We start from the raw sequence: 21,320 nt of genomic DNA, 5'->3' as shown, positions 1-21,320 counted from the left end.
GCGGTTCACTTCGTCGCCGTTGTTGAAGTAGGCGAAGAGCTGGTAGTACTCCTTCTGCGAAATCTGATCGTACTTGTGCGTGTGGCAGCGCGCGCAGCCGACGGTGAGGCCGAGCCACACGGTGCCGAGCGTCTCCGTGCGGTCCATGCAGGCCTCGATGCGGAACTGCTCCTGATCCGTGCCGCCTTCGGTGTTGGTGAGCGTCTGACGGTTGAAGGCCGTGGCGACGATTTGCTCCGGCGTGGCATCGGGCAGCAGATCACCCGCGAGTTGCTCGATGGTGAACTCATCAAACGGCATGTCGTCATTGATGGCACGGATGACCCAGTCGCGGAAACGCCACGCGTCGGGACGCGGGCGGTCTTTCTCATAGCCGTCGCTGTCAGCGTAACGCGCCATGTCGAGCCAGTGGCGGCCCCAGCGTTCGCCGAAGCGTTCGGAGGCAAAGGCGCGATCCAGCATCGCCTCGTAGGCCTTGGGTGACTTGTCGTTCACGAACGCATCCACTTCCTCAATGCTGGGCGGCAGGCCGAGCAGATCGTAATGCACACGACGAATCAGCGTGATGCGATCGGCCTCGGGGGAAGACGAGATGCCGTTCTCGGCTAGCTTGGCACGGATGAAGTCGTCGATGCCGCCGGTCTTGGGCCGCACGATGGGTTTGTAGGCCCAATGCGCTTCGAACTTGGCTCCTTCGGCGATCCACTGACGCAGCACGTCGATGTCGCGTGCCTTGAGCGGATGTTTGGCGCGATGTTTCGGCGGTGGCATCTGCTCATCGGGATCATCCGACGTCAGGCGGGCGATCATCTCGCTTTGATCGGGTTTACCGGGAACAAAGGCGTGCTCGCCGCTTTTCAGTTCCTTGAGCGCGAGTTCACGGCTGGTGAGCACAAGACCGCCCTTTGAATCATCGGGACCGTGGCATTCGAGGCAGTGCTCCGCGAACAAAGGCTGCACATCGCGCACGAAATCGACGGGCGCGGCCTGAAGGCTCGCAGCAAACAGAAGAAAGTAACTGGAACGCAAAACGGGCATGCAGGCTAAACGCCGCATGCCCGTCTCGTGTTGCGCTAGTGCGCGTTAGAGGATCAATGCTTCAACAGCCACTCGGTCGTGCGCGGATTGAAGTCGGACAGGCACTCCCAGTGGAAGGCATGGCCGGCGTTGTCGTAAAGATGCAAATCGGCACCGGGGATGGCGGCGGCGACTTCCTCGCTCATCCATTTCGGGGTGAAGACGTCGTTCTTGCCACCGATGACGAGCGTGGGGCACTTCACGTTCTTGAGCTCGTTGAGCGTGTTGTGGGTGATGGCAGCGGCGCTTTGGGCCTCCATGGCGTGCACCGGCTGTGGCGCAGCATTGACGGCGGCGTCCTTGAGGCCCTGCTGCAGGTTGTTCCAACAGTCGTCGTTGTCGAACCAGGGTTTGGTGAAGATGAGCATCTGCACGTAGTGCATGAAGTCCTCGGGGCGCATCGTCGCTTTGCACTTCATGAGATGCTGCCAGGTGTAAAGACCGAAGCGGTCCTGGCGTGCCCAGGTGCACATGAGAATCATGCTTTTCACTTTGTCGGGATGACGAATGGCGAGCTGCTGGGCGATCACTGAGCCGAGCGAACAACCGACGACGCGCGCCTGCTTGATGCCAAGTTTGTCCATGAGGCCGGCGTAGTCGTCGGCCATCATCGCAGTGGTGTAGGGGCCTTCGGGCTTGTCGGTTTCACCGACGCCGCGGTTGTCACCAAGAATGCAACGGAAGTGCGGCTCCCAGGCCTGCGCATGTGCGTCCCACACGCCGCCGGGCGCGGTGACACCCATGATGCAGACGAGCGGTTCACCGCTGCCGCGTTCTTGATAAAACATTTTGATTCCGTTGGTTTCGACGTGGGGCATGGCTGGGTGCGAGGTTGTGAGTTAAGCGTCAGAAGTGACGGGCGGACAGGACTTGAACAGCGATGGGGGAGTGCGACAAGCAAAAATCACCTGTCGCGACACGAACTTCGCGCATAGTGGGCCCACGCCATGCCTGATGCCTCAACCGAAACTCCAAAAGCCGCCGTTCCGCCGTGGGAGGCGAAAACTCCGATCACGCGCCGCAGCCTGTCTCGCAAAGTGGTGTTTTGGTCGATCGCCGGCGCCTTGGTGCTCCTGATGATCTACGCGCTGCAGCCGAGGCCGGTGGAGATTGAAACCGGCGTGGTTCATCAGGGACCGCTGACGGTGTATGTGTCCGAGGAGGGCAAGACGCGCATTCGCAACCGTTATGTGGTGGCCGCGCCGGTCGCAGGTAGCATGCAGCGTGTGACCTTGAAACCGGGCGACACGGTGAAAGCCGGCGAAACGGTGCTCACACGCATCGAGCCGGCGCTATCGCCTCTTCTAGATGCACGGGCGCGTTCGCAGGCACAGGCGCGTGTGGATGCAGCCCTGGCGACACGCAGCCGTGCCAATGAAGACATTGAGATGGCGCGAACCGGTCTGAAGTACGCGCAGGCGAACTGGGACCGCGTCAAAAACAACACGGACAAGGGCACCATCAGCGACACGGACCGCGACACCTTCCAACGTGAAGCGGAAATGAAAGTTCGTGAGGTACGTTCGACAGAGTTTGCCCTGCAGGTGGCGGATTTTGAACTCGCACAAGCACGGGCGGCGCTGGAACAGATCGACAAGCCGGCGGCCGGAGGTGCCTCCATCGAGGTGAAGGCTCCGGTCAACGGACTGGTGCTGCGTGTGCAGCAGGAGAGCGCGACAATCGTGACTCCCGGAACTCCCATCTTGGAGCTCGGTGATCCTACGGATCTTGAAATCGAGGCGGAGATTCTCTCGCGAGACGCGGTGGCCATCAAGCCGGGTGCGCATGTCACCGTGGAGCAATGGGGCGGCGACGAGCCTGCCAAAGCCACCGTCAGGCGTGTTGAGCCTGCCGCCTTCACCAAGGTGTCGGCGCTCGGCGTGGAAGAGCAGCGCGTGCTGGTGCTGAGTGATTTTGTGGAGCAGACGCCTGCACTGAAGGCGCTGGGTGACCGCTACCGCGTGGAGGTGCGTGTGGCGGTGTGGCACAGCGACGACACTTTGCTGGTGCCGGCGGGCGCGCTGTTTCGAGAAGGCAGCGAATGGAAGACCTTTCTCTATGACGATGGGAATGCCCGTGTGGTGGTGGTGAAAGCCGGGCGCACGGATGGAAAGCTCACGCAGGTGCTGGAGGGCCTCAAGGTCGGGGACGAGGTGCTGGTGCATCCGCCGGACACGGTGAAGGACGGCACAAGCGTGGTGAAACGTCTGGAGGTAAAATAAGGAAAAAAGTCTCGCTGACGAGGGGCTTTGTTCACATCAAACACTGCGTGCAGGAGCACCGGGTTCTCTTCATTGGGAATTCCTTTCCTGAGACGACATCGAGGAGACGCTTTACAAAGGGGCGGAGATTTGATTTTATCCTGCCATGAGTCGTTTTACCTGCCTGCGACGATGCACTGGTCCGCAGTTTGGGGCCGGGACGAGGAGGGTGGTTTTTGTCTTTTTTGCCTTGTGTGCAAACGCAGGCTCTCAGGCCAAGGCGGAAGAGCATGACTGGGTGAGCAAGGACGGAAAAACGGTTCATGGCAGCTTCGAGGGGCTGGAAGGGGGCGTGGTGATCATGAAAGTGAACCAGCAGGTTTTTCGCGTGCCGCTGGCAAATCTCTCGCCCGAAAGCGCTGAACAGGCCCGGAATCTGGCGGCGAAGGCGGCCGCGACGCCAGCAGTTCCGCCAGGCAACTTTAAGAATCGGGGCACCTTCGTGATGGGCGGGAAAACCTCCACGATCTACAGCGTCAATGTTCAGCGCAATGGGACGACGTCGTTTGTGATCGAGACCGTGGTGCATCTGAATCTGAGCAGCGGATCCTTCGGTTCAGATGGTTTCAAAGTGAAGTGTCAGTCGGGCAAGGTGTATGGCTTTTCAGCCAGGCCATCGGACCGCCCGCTCAAGAAGGTCGATGGAGTGACGGTGACGGAAATGAAACTGCGTACGGAAATTCCGGCCACGGAGGATTTATCGACCGCAGTGTTCAGCTATGAGGAGAAGTGATCGAGGCAGTCTGTGTCCACGTGACGAGTCATCCCGCAGAAGAAGCATTAAAAGAGGCGGCCCCTTCCGAGGCCGCCTGTGAGGTGGATTGATTGCAGGAATGGACAGGCTGGAGGCCTGTTTCACATCAGACCTTCCACTCGCCGCGGTACTCGCGGGTGAGCCACTTGGGATCACCGCCGCTGATGTATTCGCGCGTTTCGGGGTTCCACTTGTGGGTGCCGCCGTGGTAGTAGGCCTGGTTCATGAGATGGCAGGAAATGACGGTGCTGGCGCCGATGGCGACGTCGCAGATCGGCTTCTCGCGGCTCTGGATGCAGTTCAGCCAGTCCTGATGATGGTTGGGTGAGTTGTAGAGCTTCACCTTCGCGTCAGCGAGGAAGGTGCGCTCGGCCATGAGGACTTCGCGGTCGAGGCTGGTGCCCTTGGTTTCTTTGCCGATGAATTCGTGCACGACTTTGCCGCCCATGACGAGCTTGAACTTGCCGCGGTTCACATGCACCTCGCCGTTTTCGCCAGAGAAGGAGACACCGAAGCCGCTGTTCACGTGGGTGAGCGGAATGCCGCTGGCGTAGATGAGTTTGGCGCCCTGCGTCGCTTCGTCGTGTTTCTCAGGAGCGATGATCTCGACGGGACCATGCAGGTCTTCACCAAGGCCCCACTGGGCGATGTCGATGTGATGCGCGCCCCAGTCGGTGATCATGCCGCCGCCGTATTCACGCGTCATGCGCCAGGCGGGGAAGTGATTGTGTACGCCGCGCGGGCTGAGCACGCTGCTGTAGGGAGCAAGCGGGCCCGGGCCGCACCAGCGATCCCAGTCGAGACCGGGCTCCATGGGCTCTTCGGGATTGGCGTTCGGTTTGGCCGGCGAACCAAACTGCGTCTCGACGCGCTGGATCTTGCCGATGACGCCGTTGCGCACGAGTTCGCAGGCAATGCGGAATTCCTTGCTGGAACGCTGCTGGGAACCGGTCTGCAGGATTTGTTTGCTGCCGCGCACGGTTTTGATGAGCGTCACCGCTTCATGGATGTTGTGGGTGAGAGGCTTTTCGCAATACACATCCTTGCCAGCGTTGACGGCGGCGATGGCAATGTAGGCGTGCCAGTGGTCAGGCGTGGCGATGACGACGGCGTCGATGTCTTTGCGGGCGAGCAGATCGCGGAAGTCGTTGTAGGCTTCGCAGCCCTTGAAACCGGCGTCCTTGTCCTTACCGTAGCGTTCTTCGACGGTCTTCTTGGCGTTCTCGCGGCGGTTGGTGTCCACGTCGCAGACAGCGACGACCTGGACTTCCTTGCGACCGAGGAAATTGCCGAGATGGCCGCTGTTCATTTTGCCCACGCCGATGAAGCCGAGGTTCAGGCGGGAGTTCGGGGCGGTTTCAGCGCTCCAGACGCGGGAAGGAAGGATGAATGGCGCGGCCACCGAAGCGGCGGCGGCCTTGACGAAATGACGGCGTGAGGATGCGTTTGGCATGGGTTGTGTTGGGTGAATTTTCAGGGTGGAACATAACAGCCGTTTTGCCAAGTCTCTTGCACTCGGTGTCGGCATGCGTATCCGCAGGCATGGAGTTCTCAAACCAGCGCCTCGGTCAGTTGATCATCGTTTCCGGCCCCTCGGGCACCGGCAAGACGACACTGGCGCGCAAGGTGTGTGATCGCGGCGAGGCGGTGTTTTCAGTGTCCTGCACGACGCGCGCGCCGAGATCCGGAGAAGTGGACGGAAAGGATTACTTTTTCCTCACGGAGGAGGATTTTCTTGCCCGCGTGGAGCGTGGCGAACTGTTTGAATACGCCCGTGTGCATGGCCGGCTCTACGGCACGCTGAAGAGCTACGTGTATGAAAACCTGCAGCGCGGGGTGGACGTGATCATGGACATAGACGTGCAGGGCGCGGCGCAGGTGCGTGCCTGCAAGGATGAACTGGTGAAGCGCTGCCTGCTGGAGATCTTTGTCATGCCGCCGAGTCTCGATGAGCTGCGCAACCGTCTTTTCGGTCGTGCGACGGAGGATGCGGCGGCCTTTGAGCTGCGCATGCAGAACGCAGCGGCGGAGATGGAACACTGGCGGAAATACGGCTACGTGCTGGTCAGCGGTGCGCGTGAGGACGATGCGCGGCGGTTTGACGCAATCCTCGAGGCGGGACGGATGCGGACGAGTTTGAGGGAGTAGCCGAAAAAAACGAAAGAGTGGAAAAAATCAGACTCTCAGTTTTTAAGCTTTTTCGTTCCTTTCGGCCATCCATTCAGGCCATTCCGGCGTCTCTGAGCGCGGGGAACTGGGTGCGCCAGTCGCGGACGACATGAGGATCGATCTGGGAGGTGATGACGTGTTCTTGCGCCGAGGCGTCGGCGATGATGACGCCGTGCGGGTCGACGACGATGCTGCGGCCGAGGTAGGTGAACTGGGGATCGGCGCCGCAGTAGTTCACGCCGATGACAAACGCCAGGTTCTCGATGGCGCGTGCTTGAAGTAGAGTGATCCAGTGCTGGGTGCGTTTGGCAGGCCAGGCGGCGATGTAGATGAGCACCTCCGCTCCGGCGCGCACGGCTTTACGCGCGAGTTCGGGAAAGCGCAGGTCGTAGCAGATGAGCGGTGCGATGCGCAGACCCTGCCATTCGAAGAGTGCGACACCTTTGCCAGCGGCATGCACTTGATCCTCACCACCCATGCTAAAGGGGTGGTTTTTGTCATAACGGGCCAGTTCGCTGCCGTCCGGTGCAATCACGAGCGCTTGATTCGAGCCGCGGCCATCAGGCAGTGCTGTGACGAGTCCGCCAACAACGCAGCATTGGTGCGTGGTGGCCAGTTCTCGCAGAAACTGTTCCGTGGGACCACCGGCTGGCTCGGCAGTCATCGGAATATTCGTGCTGAAGCCAGTAGCAAACATTTCCGGCAGCACGATGAGCGATCCGGGGTCGGGATTCGCTTCCGCGATGAGCTGCTTTGCCTTCGCATGGTTGGCGGGACGATCTTCCCATGCAGGATCCATTTGGACGAGGTGGATGTTCATAAGCGTTCGTGTTTTGAACCGGGGCGGAGGCGATCGGATGTCTCGGGATCACTGCTGCGTGCACGGACACCGATGAAGCCGCTGGCGGAGATGATGGTGAGGCCGCAGACGATGGCAAAGGTGTCGAATGACATGAATTTGATCATGGCAAAGGCAAGGGAAGGGGCGACAAGCCCACGCATTCCCGTGAGGAAGGTGTGGACGCTCATGTATTCGGCCACGGCGTGTTTGGAGGCGAGTTTCGTTACCCAGAGCGCCCAGGTGACGTTGCCACCGGCGTTGGCCATGCCCCAGAGCGCCATCCCCAGAGTCCACCAGAAAAAGTTGTGACCGAGGTAAAAACAAAGAATTCCGGCGGCGAAGAAGACATTGAGCACTGCACGCACGGTGAAGAGATGGAAGCGGTCATAGACGAGGCCCCAGGGATAAGAGAACACCACGCGGGCGAACACGGGAACGACACCAGTGATCCATGCGACGTCGAACTCATCGAGATTGATGCCGTGACGCGGATTGGCGAGGTATTCGACGAAAAGGCAGGCGGCTGCGAGGTTGCCGATTCCCATGATCATCCAGGAGATGAGCAGTGTTCTGAAGTCGTGGTCTTCGCGCACCCAGCGCATGGAACTCCAAAGGCTGGTGCTGGAGTTTTCCGGTGCCTCCCAAGGTGTGACAGGCAGACTGTAGGTCCAGAATCCGGATACGAAGCCGCTGGCCGCGAAGGCCCAGAGAAGCCATGTGTAGTTTTCGACATTCCAGCCGAGGGATTTGCCTGCGGCGAATCCAAAACACATGGCCGCGGCAGCACGTGTGACGCCGGTGACGGCATAAAGCTTGCCCCGTTTGACAGCCGGATAATTGATCCGGTAGATTTGGGTCATCAGGGGAATCTGCATGGACAGGCAGAACAGTCCGAGGCTGAGGCCCGTGATGTAAAGCAGGGCATTGTGCGGAAATGCCGCGGAGACGGCCATGCACGCGCCACCGAGCAACTGCACTTTTGCCGCCGTGCGTGCGATGGTGCTTTTGGCCCTCAGCAGCAGCGGCACCACGAAGAGGCTGGCGACCATGCCGCCGCTCGTGGCGCTCAGGAAGACCGACTTCGCCACATCGCTCATGTGAAACACGCGTACGGCGATGAGCATGCCGAAGGTGGCGGTAAGGGTGTCGATGACTCCCGAGGGCAACGAGCGCCAAAGCTCGTTGCGCAGGGTCCGGGAGGTGATGGCATCGACTTCGTGCACGCGCGCTTTTCGCATGAACAAAGATGCGCGTCCAGCACGGAGACTGGACGCGCATTGGATCAATCAGATGCTTCGAGGCTCTTGGGCCTCGATGCGGCTTACGCTGCCTTTTTCGCCTTCTTGGCCGGAGCCTTGGCGGCGGGTTTGGCAGGAGCGGACTTCTTCACCAGCTTGGGTGCCGGCATCGGGACGACGGTCAGCCATTCCTGGTAGTGAAGCCAGGTGTCGCTGCCTTCATCACGGAGGTAGTCGGCGGCGGAGAGAATTCCGCGCTTTTGGAAGTCGAGGATTTCCTTCTTGGAGAAGGGGCCGAATTCGACGAAGGCGCGGCTGAGGTAAACGAGGTCTTTCATAGGTGGTTTATTGGGTTTGTGGTTTTGGGGGAGGCGGCCCGTAACATCACATGAGTTGTGGAACAAGCAGCAATCTTGCCACAGTTCCACATAAGTGAGCAGTGTCGGAGAGCGCGGTGACTTTTTGTGTTTGGCTCAGCAAGCGCACTTGCGGCGCAGCGCGTGGGACTCTAGTTTATATGACAATTAATGATCATTTGTCTCGAGTCGTCCATCCTAGGCGGGTACCTTTCCAACGAAGTGCCCGGTTTGGTCACAGGAGTGCTGCATCTTGCAGGTCAGAATCAACCGGTGCGTGTGGAACTGGTGGGCAACTTTTTGCGTGATATCGCCGGGTGCAGGGTCGACTTCCACAATCCGCTGCCCGACGCCAACCAAGGCCACGTGGATGCGATCAGGCCGATGCAGCATGGTTACAGCGGCCTGATGACGGCTTCCTATCGGGTGGCCAAACTGCCGCGCCGACGCTTACAGTCAGGCGGTGTTATGACCGCGCCAGTTCCTCCGGGGCTGAAGAATCTTCTCTTCTTCGAATGGTTCAACCAGGACCACCAGCGCATCCTAATTCAGTCCTGGCATCTACAGCTGCGCGTCTCCTCTCCTCGCTGGCAACTGACGAAGGACGAGGAGTCAGCCCTGTTGCGGCAGAATCGTGCTCGTCGAAAACATTTTCTTTTGGGGGCCAGCCGTAACTCGAAGTCTGCTGACGCCCTGCACAGCCCAGGTTTTGACGATCCTTTTCAGCCGACCAAGGCGGGCAGTGATCCGTTTGGGGCCGTGAACAACGAATCTTCCGCCGAGCCGCCGCGCAAAACACCGGCGAAGTCTCGTAACGACGCTGACCTGGACCCTGTGGCGCGTTCTGCGGCTCTGGCGAAGGAGTTGAGACGGTTTCAGAGTCTCCTGGTCTTCAATGAGGAGGTACGCACCCGTCCTGCGGTGCTGCGGCTGCTTTCCACTGTGGCGGATCTCGCAGCTCATCTCATTCACGTGCTGCGTCAGTTTGCCGAGGCGGAAAAGGATCAGTGGCAGTTTCTGGTGGTCGATCTGGAGCAAAGCCTTCCTCTCTTCGCCGCTGCGCTGAATGCGACGGACAAACTGGTGCAGCAGCATCCCGATGGGGCGGACATGGAATGGCTTGCCGGAGTTCAGGCCAGCCTGTTGAACATTGAACTGCGCATGCGCGAACTACTGGGACTTCTGCGTGGACCGTGAGCGAGGTTGATCCGTGCGGGCCTTGCGTCTAGTCTGGCCATCATGCGACTCTCACACTTTGCCTTGGCTCTCACGGTTATCCTTCTCGCCATCACAGGCTATCTTGCTTGGGAGGCGCAGGAAGAGGCCAGAGGCGCGCGCAGAGAGCTTGAACTGGTACGCAAGCAGCAGGCTGCTCATGATTCCGCCATGCCTGCGAGCCCCAGTGTGGTGGCCTCGCTGCCGCCTCCGCCTGAAGTGCCGGATTCGACCGTGCAAGCCGTTCCTCCTCTGGCTGGAAGCACTCTGATGCCGGGAGCCCCTGCGGTGACGCCGTCGCCAGCACCTGCCGCCGCTCCTTTGACAGCCTTGCAGAAGCAGCTTCTTGGGATGCCTGCGATGGCAAAAGTGGTCGAGGTTCACAAAGACCAGGGATTCGCCGTGATCAGTGCCGGCAAGGACAAGCAGCTTACCAGCGGCATGAAGTTCGACGTGAGGCGTGGTGACGGGTTGGTGGGGCGTGTGATCGTGGGGGAGACCATTGAAGCGGCGGAATCAGTCGTAGACATCGATTCAACCGTCGCACTGCCTGGCGTCAGCATCGAAGCCGGAGACGAGCTGATTCTGCCGATCCGGAAGTAGTGAAGGGTATTCTCTCATGCCGCGCGAACGCCTCGACCAAGCTCTGGTAAAACTCGGCGTCGTGCCATCCCGCGAGAAGGCCAAACGGTTGGTCATGGCTGGTGAAGTCAGTGTGATGGGCAGGCGCATCACTCAGCCCGGCTGGCTGGTGAAGGAGGGTGAGCAGATCGTCGTGCGGCAACGTCCTAAGTTTGTCAGCCGAGGCGGGTTGAAACTCGAGGGAGCGCTTGAGCATTTCGGCATCGATGTCGCAGGCATGACAGCCTTGGATGTGGGAGCATCCACCGGAGGATTTACAGACTGCCTGCTGCAGCGCGGAGCTGTGAAAGTTTTCGCCTATGACGTCGGCACGAATCAGCTCGCGTGGAAACTGCGCAGTGATCCCCGTGTGGTGTCGCGGGAGCAGTTTAACCTGCGACACATGAAGAAGGAGGATGTGGGTCAGGATGTTGACCTGCTGGTGGCCGATCTCTCGTTTATTTCACTGACCTTGGTGCTGCCGGCGGTCCTGCAGGCGCTGCGGCCCGGGGGGCATGCGGTGGTTTTGATCAAGCCGCAGTTCGAGCTGACGCGTGAGGAAGTGGGTCAGGGCGGCATCGTGCGGGAACCTGAGCTTCACACCAAGGCCTGTTCGCGCATCGAGGCATTTGTTCGGTCTCAGCCACAGCTTCAATGGAGAGCCTTGATGGAGTCCCCCATTCAAGGAACAGACGGAAACCGTGAGTTTCTGGCTTGGTTCAGTGTGTTGGAATGAGGAACCTGACTGGGCGGGCATGAAAAAGTTGAAGTGAGGAGAGTCTCTGCGAATTATCACTTATGAGACTCTTGGTTGAGTGTTTTATGGAAATTTGATAAATGATGGTTGCATCATTGCGATAATTATCATAAATTATCAGCATAGTATATAACAACAGCCATGAAGTCTTGCTCCCACTCCACCTCCCTTCTTCGGCTTCGATCGGGTTTTAGCCTGTTCGAGGTGTTGATGTTTATTGCCATATTGGGTGTGATCTTGGGGATGGCGGTTCCGATGATCGGCCAGAACGATGCGATTTACGCTGCCCGTGACCGCCGTAATGCCCAGGAACTTTGCTCCACCTGCACCATGGCCCGGGCGGCAGAAGTGAATTTTGTTCAGGACAACAGCGTGGTCGATACCGTGCGTGCCATCGTTCGTGGTGGCATGTCGGTCCGTGGAGCCATGAAAGGCCGGCTGTTCGTGGTTCCTGGTCTCAGTGAAGAGGACATCCAGGGAGCCGCTAAGTACCTGCGCATCCAAAACGGTGAACTGCTTTACACCAGCACCGAAATTGCCCAGCCCGGGAAGCAGCAGTTCTGATCTTGGCGGAAACAGAGCGGATTAGGTCAAGCTTGGCAGAGTCTTTTGTCTTGCCTGCCGCCATCGCCTCCACCAGCATGCGCCCGCATGAACTCTGCATTCTTCAAAAAGAACTGGTATCTCTTCACCCCGGCGGCCATCCTGCTGATCCCCGCCCTCATGATGTTGTTTTGCATGGTCAACTATGGGTATGGCCCCTCCGAGTCGATGAAGGCGGTGCTTCACTTCGGATCCACCAGCACGCGCTACGCTCAGGGGTTCAGCGAGCGGAAGTTTAAAATGGTCCGCGTCGGAATGGACGGCCGGTCGGTTTACAACACAATTAAAAACCCGATGGAGCGCAACATGCCCGAAGACACGGAATGGCGTTACAGCCTGCCGGGCAGCGGCACGCAGTACTATCATGAGCGGACCCTGATTCTTGAGAAGGACTCAAACGGCATTCCGCGTGTCAAGCAGCGCATCAGCCGTTTTCACACGCAGGATTGATTCGCGTGCGCAATGGATGAAATGAGGCATCATCACGCATGAGTCATTCGACGACGAATCTGTTCAAAGCCTGTCTGGCGGCTCCGCTGTTGCTGCTGGCTGCTTGCGAGAACTCCGGGCACATCAAGGGGCTGCCCAAGAATCTGCCGGTCATCAACCTGCACGGTTCGTCCAGAACGCCCGCGCACAGCATGTCGCATGCTGATTATCCGTTCGCGGACAACGGCGACTACAAGAGTGACTGGGCGGCCGAAGGAGGGCAGGGGGCGGGCATGGACTACTCCTCCTGGCGTTCTTCCCATGGATCGTCCTCCCGCAGTTCGTCCAAAAAGAAGACGTCGTCCAAATCGAGTAGCGGCAGAAGCCGCTCCTACACCATCAAAAGCGGTGACACGCTGGGTGCGATCGCCCGCAAAAACGGCACCACAGTCGCGAAACTCAAGGCGGCCAACGGCCTCAAGTCGGACATGATCCGCGCCGGCAAAACGCTTCGAATTCCGTAGTGTTCGTGCATCCTCGTCTCTTACGCATCGTTGCGGCAGGGGTGGCGCTGATCATTTTCAGTGCGGAGGTGGTGGCGGCTGCCGAGACGCTTCGATTTTCCCATGTGGTGATCGATGCCGGTCATGGCGGCAAGGACGGTGGTTCGGTCTGGAACGGCCTGATCGAAAAGAAACTCTGCCTGGATGTCGCCAAACGGGTGGAAACAGCGCTTAAGGCGAAGGGCATCGCGACCCATATGACGCGACGGACGGACACCTTTGTGGAACTGGACCAGCGCGCCCGCATGGCCAACCGCGTTCCGTCGTCCATTTTTTTGAGCATTCATTTTAATGGCAGCCGCACGACCCTCATCTCCGGCGGCGAGGTCTATTATCGCAGTTCCCGCGGCAAGATTCTGGCCACCGCGATCAGCCGTTCCATCAAGAGCCATGTCACCGGTGGCAGCCGGGGCATTTTTCCCGCCGACTTCAAGGTGTTGCGCGAGACCCGAATGCCGGCGGTGCTCGTCGAGTGCGGCTACATCAGCAACAAACGCGAGGCGGCCCGCTGTGCCACTCCCGCCCACCGCCAGAAGCTGGCGAATGCCATTGTCAGCGGCGTTCTGGCCGCCAGGTCCAAGTGAGTCTAAGCCAGCTTTCATTTCTTTTGAAAATTCGGATTTGCGAGGCATCGGCCTGACAGTTGACGAATGAATCTGCGTGAGTGATGGAACCGTAGATCATCTGCAAGCATGTCCGCCGCAACCGTCAGCGCCAGCAATCCCGTCTTCCCGTTTCATCTCATCCGGGCGGACTTGGAGCGTGTGGAGACTGCCATCCTTGATCAGGCGCGGGCATTTGATCCCGGTGTGGAGGGTTACGTCAGCTACGTTTGCCAGACCTCCGGCAAGCGCATCCGTCCGGCGCTTGCCGTTCTCGCCGGTGGTGCCACGGGTGGCACGCATGAGGGGCACACGCGCCTCTCCGTCATTCTCGAACTCGTCCACATCGCATCGCTTGTGCATGACGACATCATGGACGGTGCGGACATCCGTCGCGCCCAGCCCACCGCCGTTGCCAAGTGGGGGAGCAGCCTGAGCGTGCTTCTTGGGGACAGCCTTTTCGCCTACGCGCTCGAACTCGCCACCGAGTTTGATGACACCCACGTCTGCCGCACCATCGCACGCGCTTCGCGTGACGTCTGTTCCGGTGAAATCCTGCAAACACAGCGCCGTTTCGACCTCAATCTCTCCGTCGCCGATTATCTCAAGATGATCGAAATGAAGACCGCCGCGCTTTTCGCGGTCGCCAGTGAGCTCGGCGCACGTCTCAACCGGCAGTCAGAGGCCATTCAAAACGCTTTGCGCGATTACGGCCTCAAGCTCGGCACCGCCTACCAGATCTACGACGACTGCCTCGACATCGTCGGCGATGAAAAAACGGTCGGCAAGACCCTCCGCACCGACCTCGCGCGCGGCAAGCTCACGCTGCCCATCCTCTACCTCCTCGAAGGAGCCACCGAGCCGCAGAAACAGAAGCTCAACCGCATGCTGCTCAAAGGCGAGCCCATGGACACCACCATCCTCGCCAGCATTGCCGACTACGACGGCGCGGTCGAGCGTGCGGTGAAATTCGCCCAGGATCTTCTTGTCTCAGCACGGTCCGATCTCATCTGCCTCGCCGCTTCACAGCACAAGCAGGCGCTCGAAGACATCGTAGGTTACCTGCACAGCCTGCTGGACCAGTGCCGCGCGATCCACTGATCGCCATCTTCTGTCATGTGAACTGCGAACCGTTTCATGTCCCGCATTCACGACATCCCGGAAAACGACCGTCCGCGTGAGCGTCTCCTTCGCCTCGGTCCACAGGCGCTCTCGGATGCAGAGCTGCTGGCTCTCTTCATCAACACCGGAACGAAAGGCGAAAACGCCCTGCAGATCGGCCAGCGCATCCTGCGTGACTACAAATCCCTGCGCGACCTCTCGCGCCTTGAGCCCGCCGTCCTTGGCAAGATCAAGGCCCTCGGGCCGGCGAAGACTGCCAAACTCGCTGCCGCCTTCGAACTCGGCCGCCGCGCCGCACAGGAACCCTCGCATGCCGAGATCATCCTCGACCGTCCGCAGCGCATCTACGACTACATCGGTTCCGAGATGCAGGCCCTCGGCCACGAGTCCGTTCGCGTCATCCTGCTCAATACCAAGCTCGCCGTCATGCGCTGCGAGGAGGCGTTCAAAGGCAGCCTCAACGAATGCGTCGCCCATCCGCGTGACCTGCTCAGAAAGGTTCTCATTCACAACGCCTACGCCTTCGTCCTCATCCACAACCACCCCTCCGGCGATCCCACCCCCAGCGACGCTGACCGCCGAATCACCCGCCGTCTCCGCGAAGCCTCCGAAGCCACCGGCCTCATTCTGCAAGATCACCTCATTATCGGCACGCCCTCTGAATCACGCATCCTGCCTTACTTTAGTTTCAAAGAGCATGGGCTGCTGTAGCCACGGTCGTGAATGCCGCCTTCGGCGCTTGTTCGCCTGGTGGCTCAGCAGGTTCAAAATGGAGCATAACTCGAATTCAGATTGCGGACGACGATTTGCGGAATGAGATGCGCGGCATGGGACAAGACGAAATCGAGCGCAACATGGGCGTGCAGCCTTTGGACGGGATCATGACCGAGCACGAGCTGGACAATCACGATCTGGTGACGGCCAGCGCGGAACCCATGACTCACAAAGCCGTCCAGCGCGCCCGCAAAGGCCGCCGTCTCACTAAGCACATGAAGCAGCGCATGGCAGACGCTCTCAACCTGCTCATGAAGCAGAAGGGCATGGAAATCGAGCATCCCTGGGTCGTGAAGGATCTGTTCACGTATTGAGTTTGTCGCAGATCAGATAGTCACAGGTGCAATCACGGGTCTTGTCGTCGCGTTCCCAAAACGCTAACGTTCCTCCATCATGTCCGACGCCATCGCCAACCGCCGCTTCGTTACTGCAGCCGAAAAGATCGACTACCTCTCACCTTGGACGCTCGAGGAGTGGCTTTGCCGGGAGGACATCGTGCAAAACGAGCACCTGCTGATGGTGCGGGCGAACATGGAGCCGGGGCGCAGTCATCCGTTTCACTCACATCCGACGCGTGAAGAAGTGATCTACATCCTGTCCGGCAAGGCCGAGCAGTGGGTGGGCAAGGAAAAGAAGATCCTCGGACCCGGCGACATGGTTTTCATCCCGATGGGCGAGATTCACGGCACCTGGAATGCAGGCGATGAGAAGCTCGTCTTCCTCGCTATTCTCTCGCCTGCGAAGGCGGACGATCCTGCCGTGGTGGACCACAGCCACGAAGAGCCGTGGAAATCGCTGCGGGCGGCGTGATTTACTTGTCCCGCAGTTCCTTGCGCAGGTCCGTGATGCCATCGCGGATCGCGAAGAGTTCGGCCCGGTATTCATCCAGCAGTTCGAGGCGATTCTGCCACTCGGGAGCCTCCATCAATTCATTCAGTGCAGCCAGCGCTTCGTTGGCCCAGTTCAGGCAGCGGCGCAGGATGGCGAGGATGTAACCGCTGCTCTCAGAGCCGCCGAAGCCGCAGACGCCGAATGCACCGGCCAGCTTGCCGCTGATGTTCATCGAGTTGCGAATGAAACGGTCGAACGCGGTGTCGTCGTCGCTCGTGGCCGCGTTTTGGGAGCGCTCCTCTTTGATCTCTGTCAGGAGCCTCAGCACGAAATGGTGCGCCCGCTTCTGGAGTGGATGTTCCTCCTGCTCACCTGCCTCCAAAAAGTCTTCCCATTCCTGATCGTCGGCATCCTCTTCATTGTCAGTCTCTTCGAGATCTTCGACACTCCTCTCATCTAGCATGTGGTCCCATCCCATGACGAAAGCGACGCGGTCATCCTGCAGGCCTTCTACACCGAATTTCTCAAGTGCTTCCTCATGGGCGTCGTGCAGGCGGTCGGATTGTTTGAATGATTTCTCCCAGCTTTCTTCGCTGTTGTCGATTTCTTCCTCGACCTCCGGCCGCCGGATGATGCCGGCAAGCCAGCCGCGCATGGCCTGCAGATTGGTGAGCTTCTGCGCCTGCTCCTCGGCGTCGTCCATTTCCCAGATCCATTCGGAGATGCAAAGGTCGAAGCCCGCGCTTTCGATGACGACACGGCCGTTGGCTTCGGAATACCATTCGAAATAAAGCGCATTGTGCCACTCCGTCGGGTGCTTTTGGGTTTCTCCCTCTGACTCGGTCTCCTGCTGTTCATCCTCGGGTGCCGCACTGATCTTCACTTTGCGGGAGGCGGTGATGTCGCCCACAAACCCCTTCTGTTTTGGTTGCAGCTTTGATGCGGCAGCCTGCGGTTCCGGCTTGGGATTGGTAAATGTGAGCCTTCCTCCGGCCACATCGCGCCAGGCGTCGCCGCGCAGATCGATTGAGATTGGCTCCTCCCTGCCGACAAGCCACAGTCTGCCTCGTACGTTCCCTCGGGTGGTGTTGTCGATTTCACCACGGATGACGGCGGTGTCGAGTCGCAGGGCCATGGGCGGAACAGAACGTGTTTGGGGCGGGGGTGTCAAGCCTGTGGGCGGCAGGGTGCGAAGTGCGTTCCACAGCTTGACTCGCCCCTCAGCCTCGCTTGAGATTGCGCGCCCGCGTCATGGAACTGATCTCGATCGTAGAAGCCCTTCTTTTTGCCTCCCAGGAACCCTTGGGCGTGCCGCAGATGTGTGCCGCCGTCAAAGAGACTGCGAAAGACATTCTGGACGCGGCGAGCGAATCCGCTGCTGCTGCTGAAACTGCCGGCGAAGGTCCCCAGGTTCCGGAATGGGTGGCCCCGCTGGCTGAAACGACCGAGGAGCAGGTGCGCGCGATCCTGGATGAACTGATCGCACGCTACGAGTCGGAGAAGCATTCGTTTACGCTGGTGGAGCGTGCCAACGGCTGGCGCATCGCCGCCCGTGGCGAGTATGCCGAATGGTGCCGTGCGCTCTATCCCGGCAAGAAGGTGCAGCGCCTCAGCCAGCCGGCTCTCGAAACACTCGCCATTGTGGCCTACCGCCAGCCGATTACCAAAGCTGGTGTCGAGGCTGTGCGCGGTGTTTCCGTGGATGCGATGATGCAGCAACTCATCGACCGCGGTCTTATTAAAATCGAAGGCCGTGCCGATCTTCCGGGCCGTCCCTTGCTCTACGGCACCACGGAGGCCTTCCTCGATCATTTTGGCGTTCGTAGTCTCGACGACATGCCGAACGCCTCCGAACTGCGCCGTGTGAAGCTTCCCACCGCTGAGGAAGGTGCGCCTGCCGCAGGTGACCAGCCGCAGGAGCAGCAGCTCTCGCTCGCTCCGGTGACCAATGGGGCAGAAACTGCCGCCGAAGAAACCGCTGCGGACGAGTCTTAACCTTTTCCTTCTGCGGCCATGTCCCTCGAAGAAGTCCGCAATAAGATCGACAGCATCGATCAGCAGCTTCTTCGGCTGCTGAACGAACGCGCCGAACTGGTGCACACCGTCGGTGAGATCAAGCGCAAGGACGATCTCGACATCTATGTGCCGGGCCGTGAGGACAAGCTGCTGCGCAAGCTGGCAGAGATCAACCGCGCGCAAAACGGCCGTCTCACCGAGCGTGCGATCCGCGCCATCTATCGCGAGATCATGAGTGCCGCGCTCGCGCTCGAAGACAGCCTCAAGATCGCCTACCTCGGACCCACCGGCTCATGGACCCATCAGGCGGCGGTGAACAAGTTTGGGCATTGCGTCGAATACCTCGCTGAAGTCACCACCGAAGGTGTTTTTGGCCTGGTGGCGGCACAGACGGCCGACTACGGCGTGCTGCCCATCGAGCACTCGACCGAAGGCGCCGTGCATCACACGCTCGATCATCTCGCCGACAGCGCCCTGCAGATCTACGCAGAGATTTTGTGGAAGGCTGACGCCGCCGTGATGGCGCAGGGCCCGAATGGTACCATCACCGAGATCCATGGCCGCGCCCAGATGCTCGCCCACTGCCGTCCCTGGCTCGCGCAAAGTTTTCCGGGGGCAAGGCTCGTTGAGTCGCCGAGTTCCAGTGCTGCGGCCACCTTGGCGTCCCAGAATCCGTCCATCGCCGCGTTGGGCACGCCGCTCAGTGCCGAACTGCACGATCTGCGCGTCATTGCGACCTCGCCACGCGAGTATGCCACGCAGACGCGCTTTATCATCCTCGGTCGCCGCTCTGGTCCGCCCTCAGGCAATGACAACACGATGCTCATGATCCACTCCAAGGATCGCGTCGGTGCGCTAATGGAAGTCCTGCAGGTCTTCGCCTCCCGCAACGTCAACGTCCGCCAGATCGAAAACCGTCCGACACCGTGCGGCACCCAGGCCCGCTTCTTCCTCGAAATCAGCGGCCACCATTCCGACCCAGCGCTTCAGCAGGCCATCACCGCGCTCGAGGAGCATGCCGTTCAGGTCAAGACACTCGGCAGCTACCCGGCTCCGGGTTGGGTGGAGGAGAGGTGAGGAACTCTCATACTTCAAACGTGTGCTTTGATGGCAGCGGCGCGCCGCAGATCACGCAAAGCGAGCGTTTGGTGTTCGTCTTGCGGCCACAACTCGGGCAGTCCACAATCTGCGTTCGCATCTTTCCGTTGGTCGCACCGTCGCGAAGATCGATTTCGAGGATGCGGTTTTGCAATTCCTCTTCGGTGAGGCCGTGTTTGTCACGCAGCAATTCCCACATCGCCTGAGAGCAAAGCGACAGGCGCTCGATGCGGCGTTGCAGACGAGACAGTGCTGCCGCAACGTTTTCGGCTTTGTTCGCCGCACGGTCGGCGGTTTGATTGGCAGATGAAATCTGCCCTTGTTGATGAAGATCCCAGAGCAAGTCCATGGGCGGATGATTAGCGGGTTCGAGGACTTGGGATGATTATCAAATGAGGCTCATTCTCGAAGAGCCTTCATTTTGACATCGTGCATCAGCCTGCATCCACGGCCGGCTCGAGCACGGAGGGCCGGTCGTCGAGGCCGGCGCGGATTCGGGGCAGGCTTCCGGGATGATTTTTGCGGATGTATTCGACCAGCTTCTCGCGGATCTCGCAGCGCAGATCCCAAGCCTTCGAGCCGTCTGCGGCACTGGCGAGGGCGCGCAGTTCCAGTGTCTGATCCCGGCTGTCGGTGACCTGCAGGCCCACGGTGCGCCCATCCCAATGCTCGGACGCGGCCACGATGCGGGAGAGTTCTTCTCGCAGTTCGCCGATCGGCGCGGTGTAGTCCACGCGCAGGAAGACGGTTCCCAGCACTTCGGCGTTGTGGCGGGTCCAGTTTTGGAAAGGTTGTTCGATGAAGTAGTTGATCGGCAGCACGAGGCGACGCTGATCCCAGATGCGCACAACAACGTAGGTGAGCGTGATTTCCTCGATGCGTCCCCACTCGCCTTCCACGACGACCACGTCCTCGATGCGGATGGGCTGGGCGATGGCGATCTGGAAACCGGCAAGCAGACCTGCAATGCTCTTCTGCGCGGCGACACCCACGATCAATCCGGCGATGCCCGCCGATGCGAGGATGCTGCTGCCGTACTGGCGCACGGAATCAAACACCATGAGCATGGAACCTACGGTGAGAATGAGCACGGCGGCGACGATGACCTTTTTCAGCAGGTTGGTCTGAGTGTAAATGCGTCGTGCTTCAAAGTTGTCCGCGGCATCCATCTTGTGACGGCTCACGATGATCTGCTCGAACGCGTCCAGTCCCTGGAGGATGAGCCAGGAGATGGCGCCGATGAGAAACAGGCTGGTCAGACGATTGGCCACGAGCTGCGTCTCCGGAGCGAGGTTGAAAAGCGGGAGCACCATTAGCAGCGCTATGGCGGGAAGGACCAGACGAACTCCCCGGCGCAGCAGTGAGGAGAGAACATGTGCAGATTGATTGCCGTCCTTTGCTGCCCATTGCCGCAGTCGGGCGTTTACCAGCCGGACGAGGCGCACAGCAAACCAGGCAAGTGCGATGAGTGCGACCGCATCGATGAAGCCACCGGCGATGGTTTGGAGCGTGTTTTTGCCATCAGAATCCCGGAAGTATCGAAACAGGGGCGTGACCGCCCAGTAGATGCCGCACACCCAGATGAAAAAATAGAGCGGATGCCGGACCGCATCGAGGACGACCTGGGAGGCCCTCTGTGGCGCGTCACTCGTGCGTGTTTTGAGATGTCGTTCGATGGCGGCACGGAGGAGCGGGACGCCGACGATGAGGAAGAGCAGCAGGGCGCCGCTGGAAATGAGCTTCAGCCAGGTGATGCCGTGCCACGCTTTGTCATTCAGCCACGAGACCGGCGTGGTGGCGAGCGAGGAGCCGAGGCCATCAATGACCGAACCAAGTTTTTCACCGGATTCGTTCATCGCATCTTTGCGCACGAACGATGGTTCGTCACCTGAAGGAACGGATGCCGGAGGCGCTTCAATGGCGAACAGCGGTACGGTCTGTTCGCAGATTAGTAATGCGAGGACGAGGTAACGAAGAATCATGGGGGGCACAC

25 protein-coding genes are annotated in these 21,320 nt (G+C 59.8%); 16 read left to right on the top strand and 9 right to left on the bottom strand.

The features are described from left to right. On the bottom strand, window positions 1–1,038 hold a 1,038-nt coding region (locus KDL09_RS17685; protein ID WP_294388077.1), incomplete at its 3' end, for a DUF1549 domain-containing protein. A gap of 53 nt (window positions 1,039–1,091) precedes the next feature. Continuing rightward, the gene (locus KDL09_RS17680; RefSeq protein ID WP_294388074.1) at window positions 1,092–1,895 is read right to left on the bottom strand and encodes an alpha/beta hydrolase; all 804 of its coding nucleotides are present in this window, start codon (window positions 1,893–1,895) and stop codon (window positions 1,092–1,094) included. Window positions 1,896–2,024: 129 nt separating this feature from the next. On the opposite strand from KDL09_RS17680, the gene KDL09_RS17675 reads away from it, so the two are divergent. Beyond that, window positions 2,025–3,299, top strand: a complete 1,275-nt coding sequence (locus KDL09_RS17675; protein ID WP_294388070.1) for an HlyD family efflux transporter periplasmic adaptor subunit — start codon at window positions 2,025–2,027, stop codon at window positions 3,297–3,299. Window positions 3,300–3,444: 145 nt separating this feature from the next. Beyond that, entirely contained in the window at window positions 3,445–4,071 is a 627-nt protein-coding gene (locus KDL09_RS17670; protein ID WP_294388068.1) for a hypothetical protein, read from the top strand. Between the two features lie 127 nt (window positions 4,072–4,198). Here the strand turns inward: KDL09_RS17670 and KDL09_RS17665 are convergent, their stop codons facing one another. Next, window positions 4,199–5,545, bottom strand: a complete 1,347-nt coding sequence (locus KDL09_RS17665) for a Gfo/Idh/MocA family oxidoreductase (RefSeq protein ID WP_294388066.1) — start codon at window positions 5,543–5,545, stop codon at window positions 4,199–4,201. An 89-nt stretch (window positions 5,546–5,634) separates the two neighbouring features. Between KDL09_RS17665 and gmk the strand changes: the two genes are divergently transcribed. Next, on the top strand, window positions 5,635–6,240 hold the full coding sequence (gene gmk, locus KDL09_RS17660) for a guanylate kinase (protein WP_294388064.1): 606 nt from the start codon (window positions 5,635–5,637) through the stop codon (window positions 6,238–6,240). Between the two features lie 73 nt (window positions 6,241–6,313). On the opposite strand, the gene KDL09_RS17655 is transcribed toward gmk, so the two are convergent. The 3 genes from KDL09_RS17655 to KDL09_RS17645 all read right to left on the bottom strand — a co-directional run bounded on the left by KDL09_RS17655 (window position 6,314) and on the right by KDL09_RS17645 (window position 8,678). Further along, window positions 6,314–7,081 (bottom strand): carbon-nitrogen family hydrolase, encoded by a 768-nt coding sequence (locus KDL09_RS17655; RefSeq protein ID WP_294388062.1) that lies wholly within the window; start codon window positions 7,079–7,081, stop codon window positions 6,314–6,316. Beyond that, complete coding sequence (locus KDL09_RS17650) at window positions 7,078–8,340, bottom strand: hypothetical protein (RefSeq protein WP_294388060.1); 1,263 nt, start codon at window positions 8,338–8,340, stop codon at window positions 7,078–7,080. Before KDL09_RS17650 ends, KDL09_RS17655 begins: the two co-directional genes overlap by 4 nt. Before the next feature lie 83 nt (window positions 8,341–8,423). Continuing rightward, window positions 8,424–8,678 (bottom strand): hypothetical protein, encoded by a 255-nt coding sequence (locus KDL09_RS17645; RefSeq protein WP_294388058.1) that lies wholly within the window; start codon window positions 8,676–8,678, stop codon window positions 8,424–8,426. Between the two features lie 189 nt (window positions 8,679–8,867). Here KDL09_RS17645 and KDL09_RS17640 point away from each other — a divergent pair, with 189 nt between their 5' ends. The 11 genes from KDL09_RS17640 to KDL09_RS17590 all read left to right on the top strand — a co-directional run bounded on the left by KDL09_RS17640 (window position 8,868) and on the right by KDL09_RS17590 (window position 16,192). Continuing rightward, a complete protein-coding gene (locus tag KDL09_RS17640) occupies window positions 8,868–9,893 on the top strand; it encodes a hypothetical protein (RefSeq protein ID WP_294388056.1) in 1,026 nt (341 codons plus the stop codon). Window positions 9,894–9,935: 42 nt separating this feature from the next. After that, complete coding sequence (locus KDL09_RS17635) at window positions 9,936–10,514, top strand: hypothetical protein (RefSeq protein ID WP_294388053.1); 579 nt, start codon at window positions 9,936–9,938, stop codon at window positions 10,512–10,514. Between the two features lie 16 nt (window positions 10,515–10,530). Continuing rightward, window positions 10,531–11,268 (top strand): TlyA family RNA methyltransferase, encoded by a 738-nt coding sequence (locus tag KDL09_RS17630; RefSeq protein WP_294388051.1) that lies wholly within the window; start codon window positions 10,531–10,533, stop codon window positions 11,266–11,268. Between the two features lie 162 nt (window positions 11,269–11,430). Continuing rightward, complete coding sequence (locus KDL09_RS17625; protein WP_294388048.1) at window positions 11,431–11,853, top strand: hypothetical protein; 423 nt, start codon at window positions 11,431–11,433, stop codon at window positions 11,851–11,853. Between the two features lie 87 nt (window positions 11,854–11,940). Continuing rightward, window positions 11,941–12,342 (top strand): hypothetical protein, encoded by a 402-nt coding sequence (locus KDL09_RS17620; RefSeq protein ID WP_294388044.1) that lies wholly within the window; start codon window positions 11,941–11,943, stop codon window positions 12,340–12,342. Between the two features lie 38 nt (window positions 12,343–12,380). Then, window positions 12,381–12,845: a LysM peptidoglycan-binding domain-containing protein gene (locus KDL09_RS17615; protein WP_294388042.1), complete on the top strand. Its 465-nt coding sequence runs from the start codon at window positions 12,381–12,383 to the stop codon at window positions 12,843–12,845. A gap of 5 nt (window positions 12,846–12,850) precedes the next feature. Then, complete coding sequence (locus KDL09_RS17610) at window positions 12,851–13,468, top strand: N-acetylmuramoyl-L-alanine amidase (RefSeq protein WP_294388040.1); 618 nt, start codon at window positions 12,851–12,853, stop codon at window positions 13,466–13,468. A 108-nt stretch (window positions 13,469–13,576) separates the two neighbouring features. Beyond that, on the top strand, window positions 13,577–14,587 hold the full coding sequence (locus tag KDL09_RS17605; RefSeq protein WP_294388039.1) for a polyprenyl synthetase family protein: 1,011 nt from the start codon (window positions 13,577–13,579) through the stop codon (window positions 14,585–14,587). Between the two features lie 36 nt (window positions 14,588–14,623). Further along, the gene (gene radC, locus KDL09_RS17600) at window positions 14,624–15,319 is read left to right on the top strand and encodes a DNA repair protein RadC (protein WP_294388037.1); all 696 of its coding nucleotides are present in this window, start codon (window positions 14,624–14,626) and stop codon (window positions 15,317–15,319) included. 116 nt (window positions 15,320–15,435) lie between these two features. Further along, window positions 15,436–15,696 (top strand): hypothetical protein, encoded by a 261-nt coding sequence (locus KDL09_RS17595; RefSeq protein ID WP_294388034.1) that lies wholly within the window; start codon window positions 15,436–15,438, stop codon window positions 15,694–15,696. 79 nt (window positions 15,697–15,775) lie between these two features. Beyond that, the gene (locus KDL09_RS17590) at window positions 15,776–16,192 is read left to right on the top strand and encodes a cupin domain-containing protein (RefSeq protein ID WP_294388031.1); all 417 of its coding nucleotides are present in this window, start codon (window positions 15,776–15,778) and stop codon (window positions 16,190–16,192) included. A 1-nt stretch (window position 16,193) separates the two neighbouring features. Here the strand turns inward: KDL09_RS17590 and KDL09_RS17585 are convergent, their stop codons facing one another. Continuing rightward, window positions 16,194–17,348 (bottom strand): hypothetical protein, encoded by a 1,155-nt coding sequence (locus KDL09_RS17585; protein ID WP_294388028.1) that lies wholly within the window; start codon window positions 17,346–17,348, stop codon window positions 16,194–16,196. A 116-nt stretch (window positions 17,349–17,464) separates the two neighbouring features. Between KDL09_RS17585 and scpB the strand changes: the two genes are divergently transcribed. Together scpB and pheA are read left to right on the top strand one after the other, a co-directional pair. Next, complete coding sequence (scpB, locus tag KDL09_RS17580) at window positions 17,465–18,208, top strand: SMC-Scp complex subunit ScpB (RefSeq protein WP_294388025.1); 744 nt, start codon at window positions 17,465–17,467, stop codon at window positions 18,206–18,208. 18 nt (window positions 18,209–18,226) lie between these two features. Next, window positions 18,227–19,306 (top strand): chorismate mutase, encoded by a 1,080-nt coding sequence (gene pheA, locus KDL09_RS17575; protein ID WP_294388023.1) that lies wholly within the window; start codon window positions 18,227–18,229, stop codon window positions 19,304–19,306. 7 nt (window positions 19,307–19,313) lie between these two features. Here pheA and KDL09_RS17570 read toward each other — a convergent pair whose 3' ends face one another. Both KDL09_RS17570 and KDL09_RS17565 read right to left on the bottom strand, forming a co-directional pair. After that, the gene (locus KDL09_RS17570) at window positions 19,314–19,676 is read right to left on the bottom strand and encodes a hypothetical protein (protein WP_294388019.1); all 363 of its coding nucleotides are present in this window, start codon (window positions 19,674–19,676) and stop codon (window positions 19,314–19,316) included. A gap of 85 nt (window positions 19,677–19,761) precedes the next feature. Beyond that, window positions 19,762–21,309, bottom strand: coding sequence for a mechanosensitive ion channel domain-containing protein (locus KDL09_RS17565; protein ID WP_294388017.1), 1,548 nt, complete (start codon window positions 21,307–21,309; stop codon window positions 19,762–19,764). Between the last annotated feature and the right edge of the window lie 11 nt (window positions 21,310–21,320).

This window comes from Prosthecobacter sp. (assembly GCF_020439865.1).
Taxonomy (GTDB): Bacteria; Verrucomicrobiota; Verrucomicrobiia; order Verrucomicrobiales; family Verrucomicrobiaceae; genus Prosthecobacter.
The sequence above is the reverse complement of the archived record's forward strand: the minus strand, read 5'-3'. Positions and strand labels throughout refer to the sequence as shown.

Bases quoted from the DNA above. Each gene is read 5' to 3' on its own strand.
- KDL09_RS17625 (WP_294388048.1), top strand. From the start codon at position 11,431: ATGAAGTCTTGCTCCCACTCCACCTCCCTTCTTCGGCTTCGATCGGGT.
- radC (WP_294388037.1), top strand. From the start codon at position 14,624: ATGTCCCGCATTCACGACATCCCGGAAAACGACCGTCCGCGTGAGCGT.
- KDL09_RS17570 (WP_294388019.1), bottom strand. From the start codon at position 19,676: ATGGACTTGCTCTGGGATCTTCATCAACAAGGGCAGATTTCATCTGCC.
- KDL09_RS17655 (WP_294388062.1), bottom strand. From the start codon at position 7,081: ATGAACATCCACCTCGTCCAAATGGATCCTGCATGGGAAGATCGTCCC.
- KDL09_RS17585 (WP_294388028.1), bottom strand. From the start codon at position 17,348: ATGGCCCTGCGACTCGACACCGCCGTCATCCGTGGTGAAATCGACAAC.
- KDL09_RS17680 (WP_294388074.1), bottom strand. From the start codon at position 1,895: ATGCCCCACGTCGAAACCAACGGAATCAAAATGTTTTATCAAGAACGC.
- KDL09_RS17620 (WP_294388044.1), top strand. From the start codon at position 11,941: ATGAACTCTGCATTCTTCAAAAAGAACTGGTATCTCTTCACCCCGGCG.
- scpB (WP_294388025.1), top strand. From the start codon at position 17,465: ATGGAACTGATCTCGATCGTAGAAGCCCTTCTTTTTGCCTCCCAGGAA.
- KDL09_RS17565 (WP_294388017.1), bottom strand. From the start codon at position 21,309: ATGATTCTTCGTTACCTCGTCCTCGCATTACTAATCTGCGAACAGACC.
- KDL09_RS17650 (WP_294388060.1), bottom strand. From the start codon at position 8,340: ATGCGAAAAGCGCGCGTGCACGAAGTCGATGCCATCACCTCCCGGACC.
- pheA (WP_294388023.1), top strand. From the start codon at position 18,227: ATGTCCCTCGAAGAAGTCCGCAATAAGATCGACAGCATCGATCAGCAG.
- KDL09_RS17605 (WP_294388039.1), top strand. From the start codon at position 13,577: ATGTCCGCCGCAACCGTCAGCGCCAGCAATCCCGTCTTCCCGTTTCAT.
- KDL09_RS17630 (WP_294388051.1), top strand. From the start codon at position 10,531: ATGCCGCGCGAACGCCTCGACCAAGCTCTGGTAAAACTCGGCGTCGTG.
- KDL09_RS17665 (WP_294388066.1), bottom strand. From the start codon at position 5,545: ATGCCAAACGCATCCTCACGCCGTCATTTCGTCAAGGCCGCCGCCGCT.
- KDL09_RS17635 (WP_294388053.1), top strand. From the start codon at position 9,936: ATGCGACTCTCACACTTTGCCTTGGCTCTCACGGTTATCCTTCTCGCC.
- KDL09_RS17595 (WP_294388034.1), top strand. From the start codon at position 15,436: ATGGGACAAGACGAAATCGAGCGCAACATGGGCGTGCAGCCTTTGGAC.
- KDL09_RS17670 (WP_294388068.1), top strand. From the start codon at position 3,445: ATGAGTCGTTTTACCTGCCTGCGACGATGCACTGGTCCGCAGTTTGGG.
- KDL09_RS17590 (WP_294388031.1), top strand. From the start codon at position 15,776: ATGTCCGACGCCATCGCCAACCGCCGCTTCGTTACTGCAGCCGAAAAG.
- KDL09_RS17615 (WP_294388042.1), top strand. From the start codon at position 12,381: ATGAGTCATTCGACGACGAATCTGTTCAAAGCCTGTCTGGCGGCTCCG.
- KDL09_RS17645 (WP_294388058.1), bottom strand. From the start codon at position 8,678: ATGAAAGACCTCGTTTACCTCAGCCGCGCCTTCGTCGAATTCGGCCCC.
- gmk (WP_294388064.1), top strand. From the start codon at position 5,635: ATGGAGTTCTCAAACCAGCGCCTCGGTCAGTTGATCATCGTTTCCGGC.
- KDL09_RS17640 (WP_294388056.1), top strand. From the start codon at position 8,868: ATGATCATTTGTCTCGAGTCGTCCATCCTAGGCGGGTACCTTTCCAAC.
- KDL09_RS17675 (WP_294388070.1), top strand. From the start codon at position 2,025: ATGCCTGATGCCTCAACCGAAACTCCAAAAGCCGCCGTTCCGCCGTGG.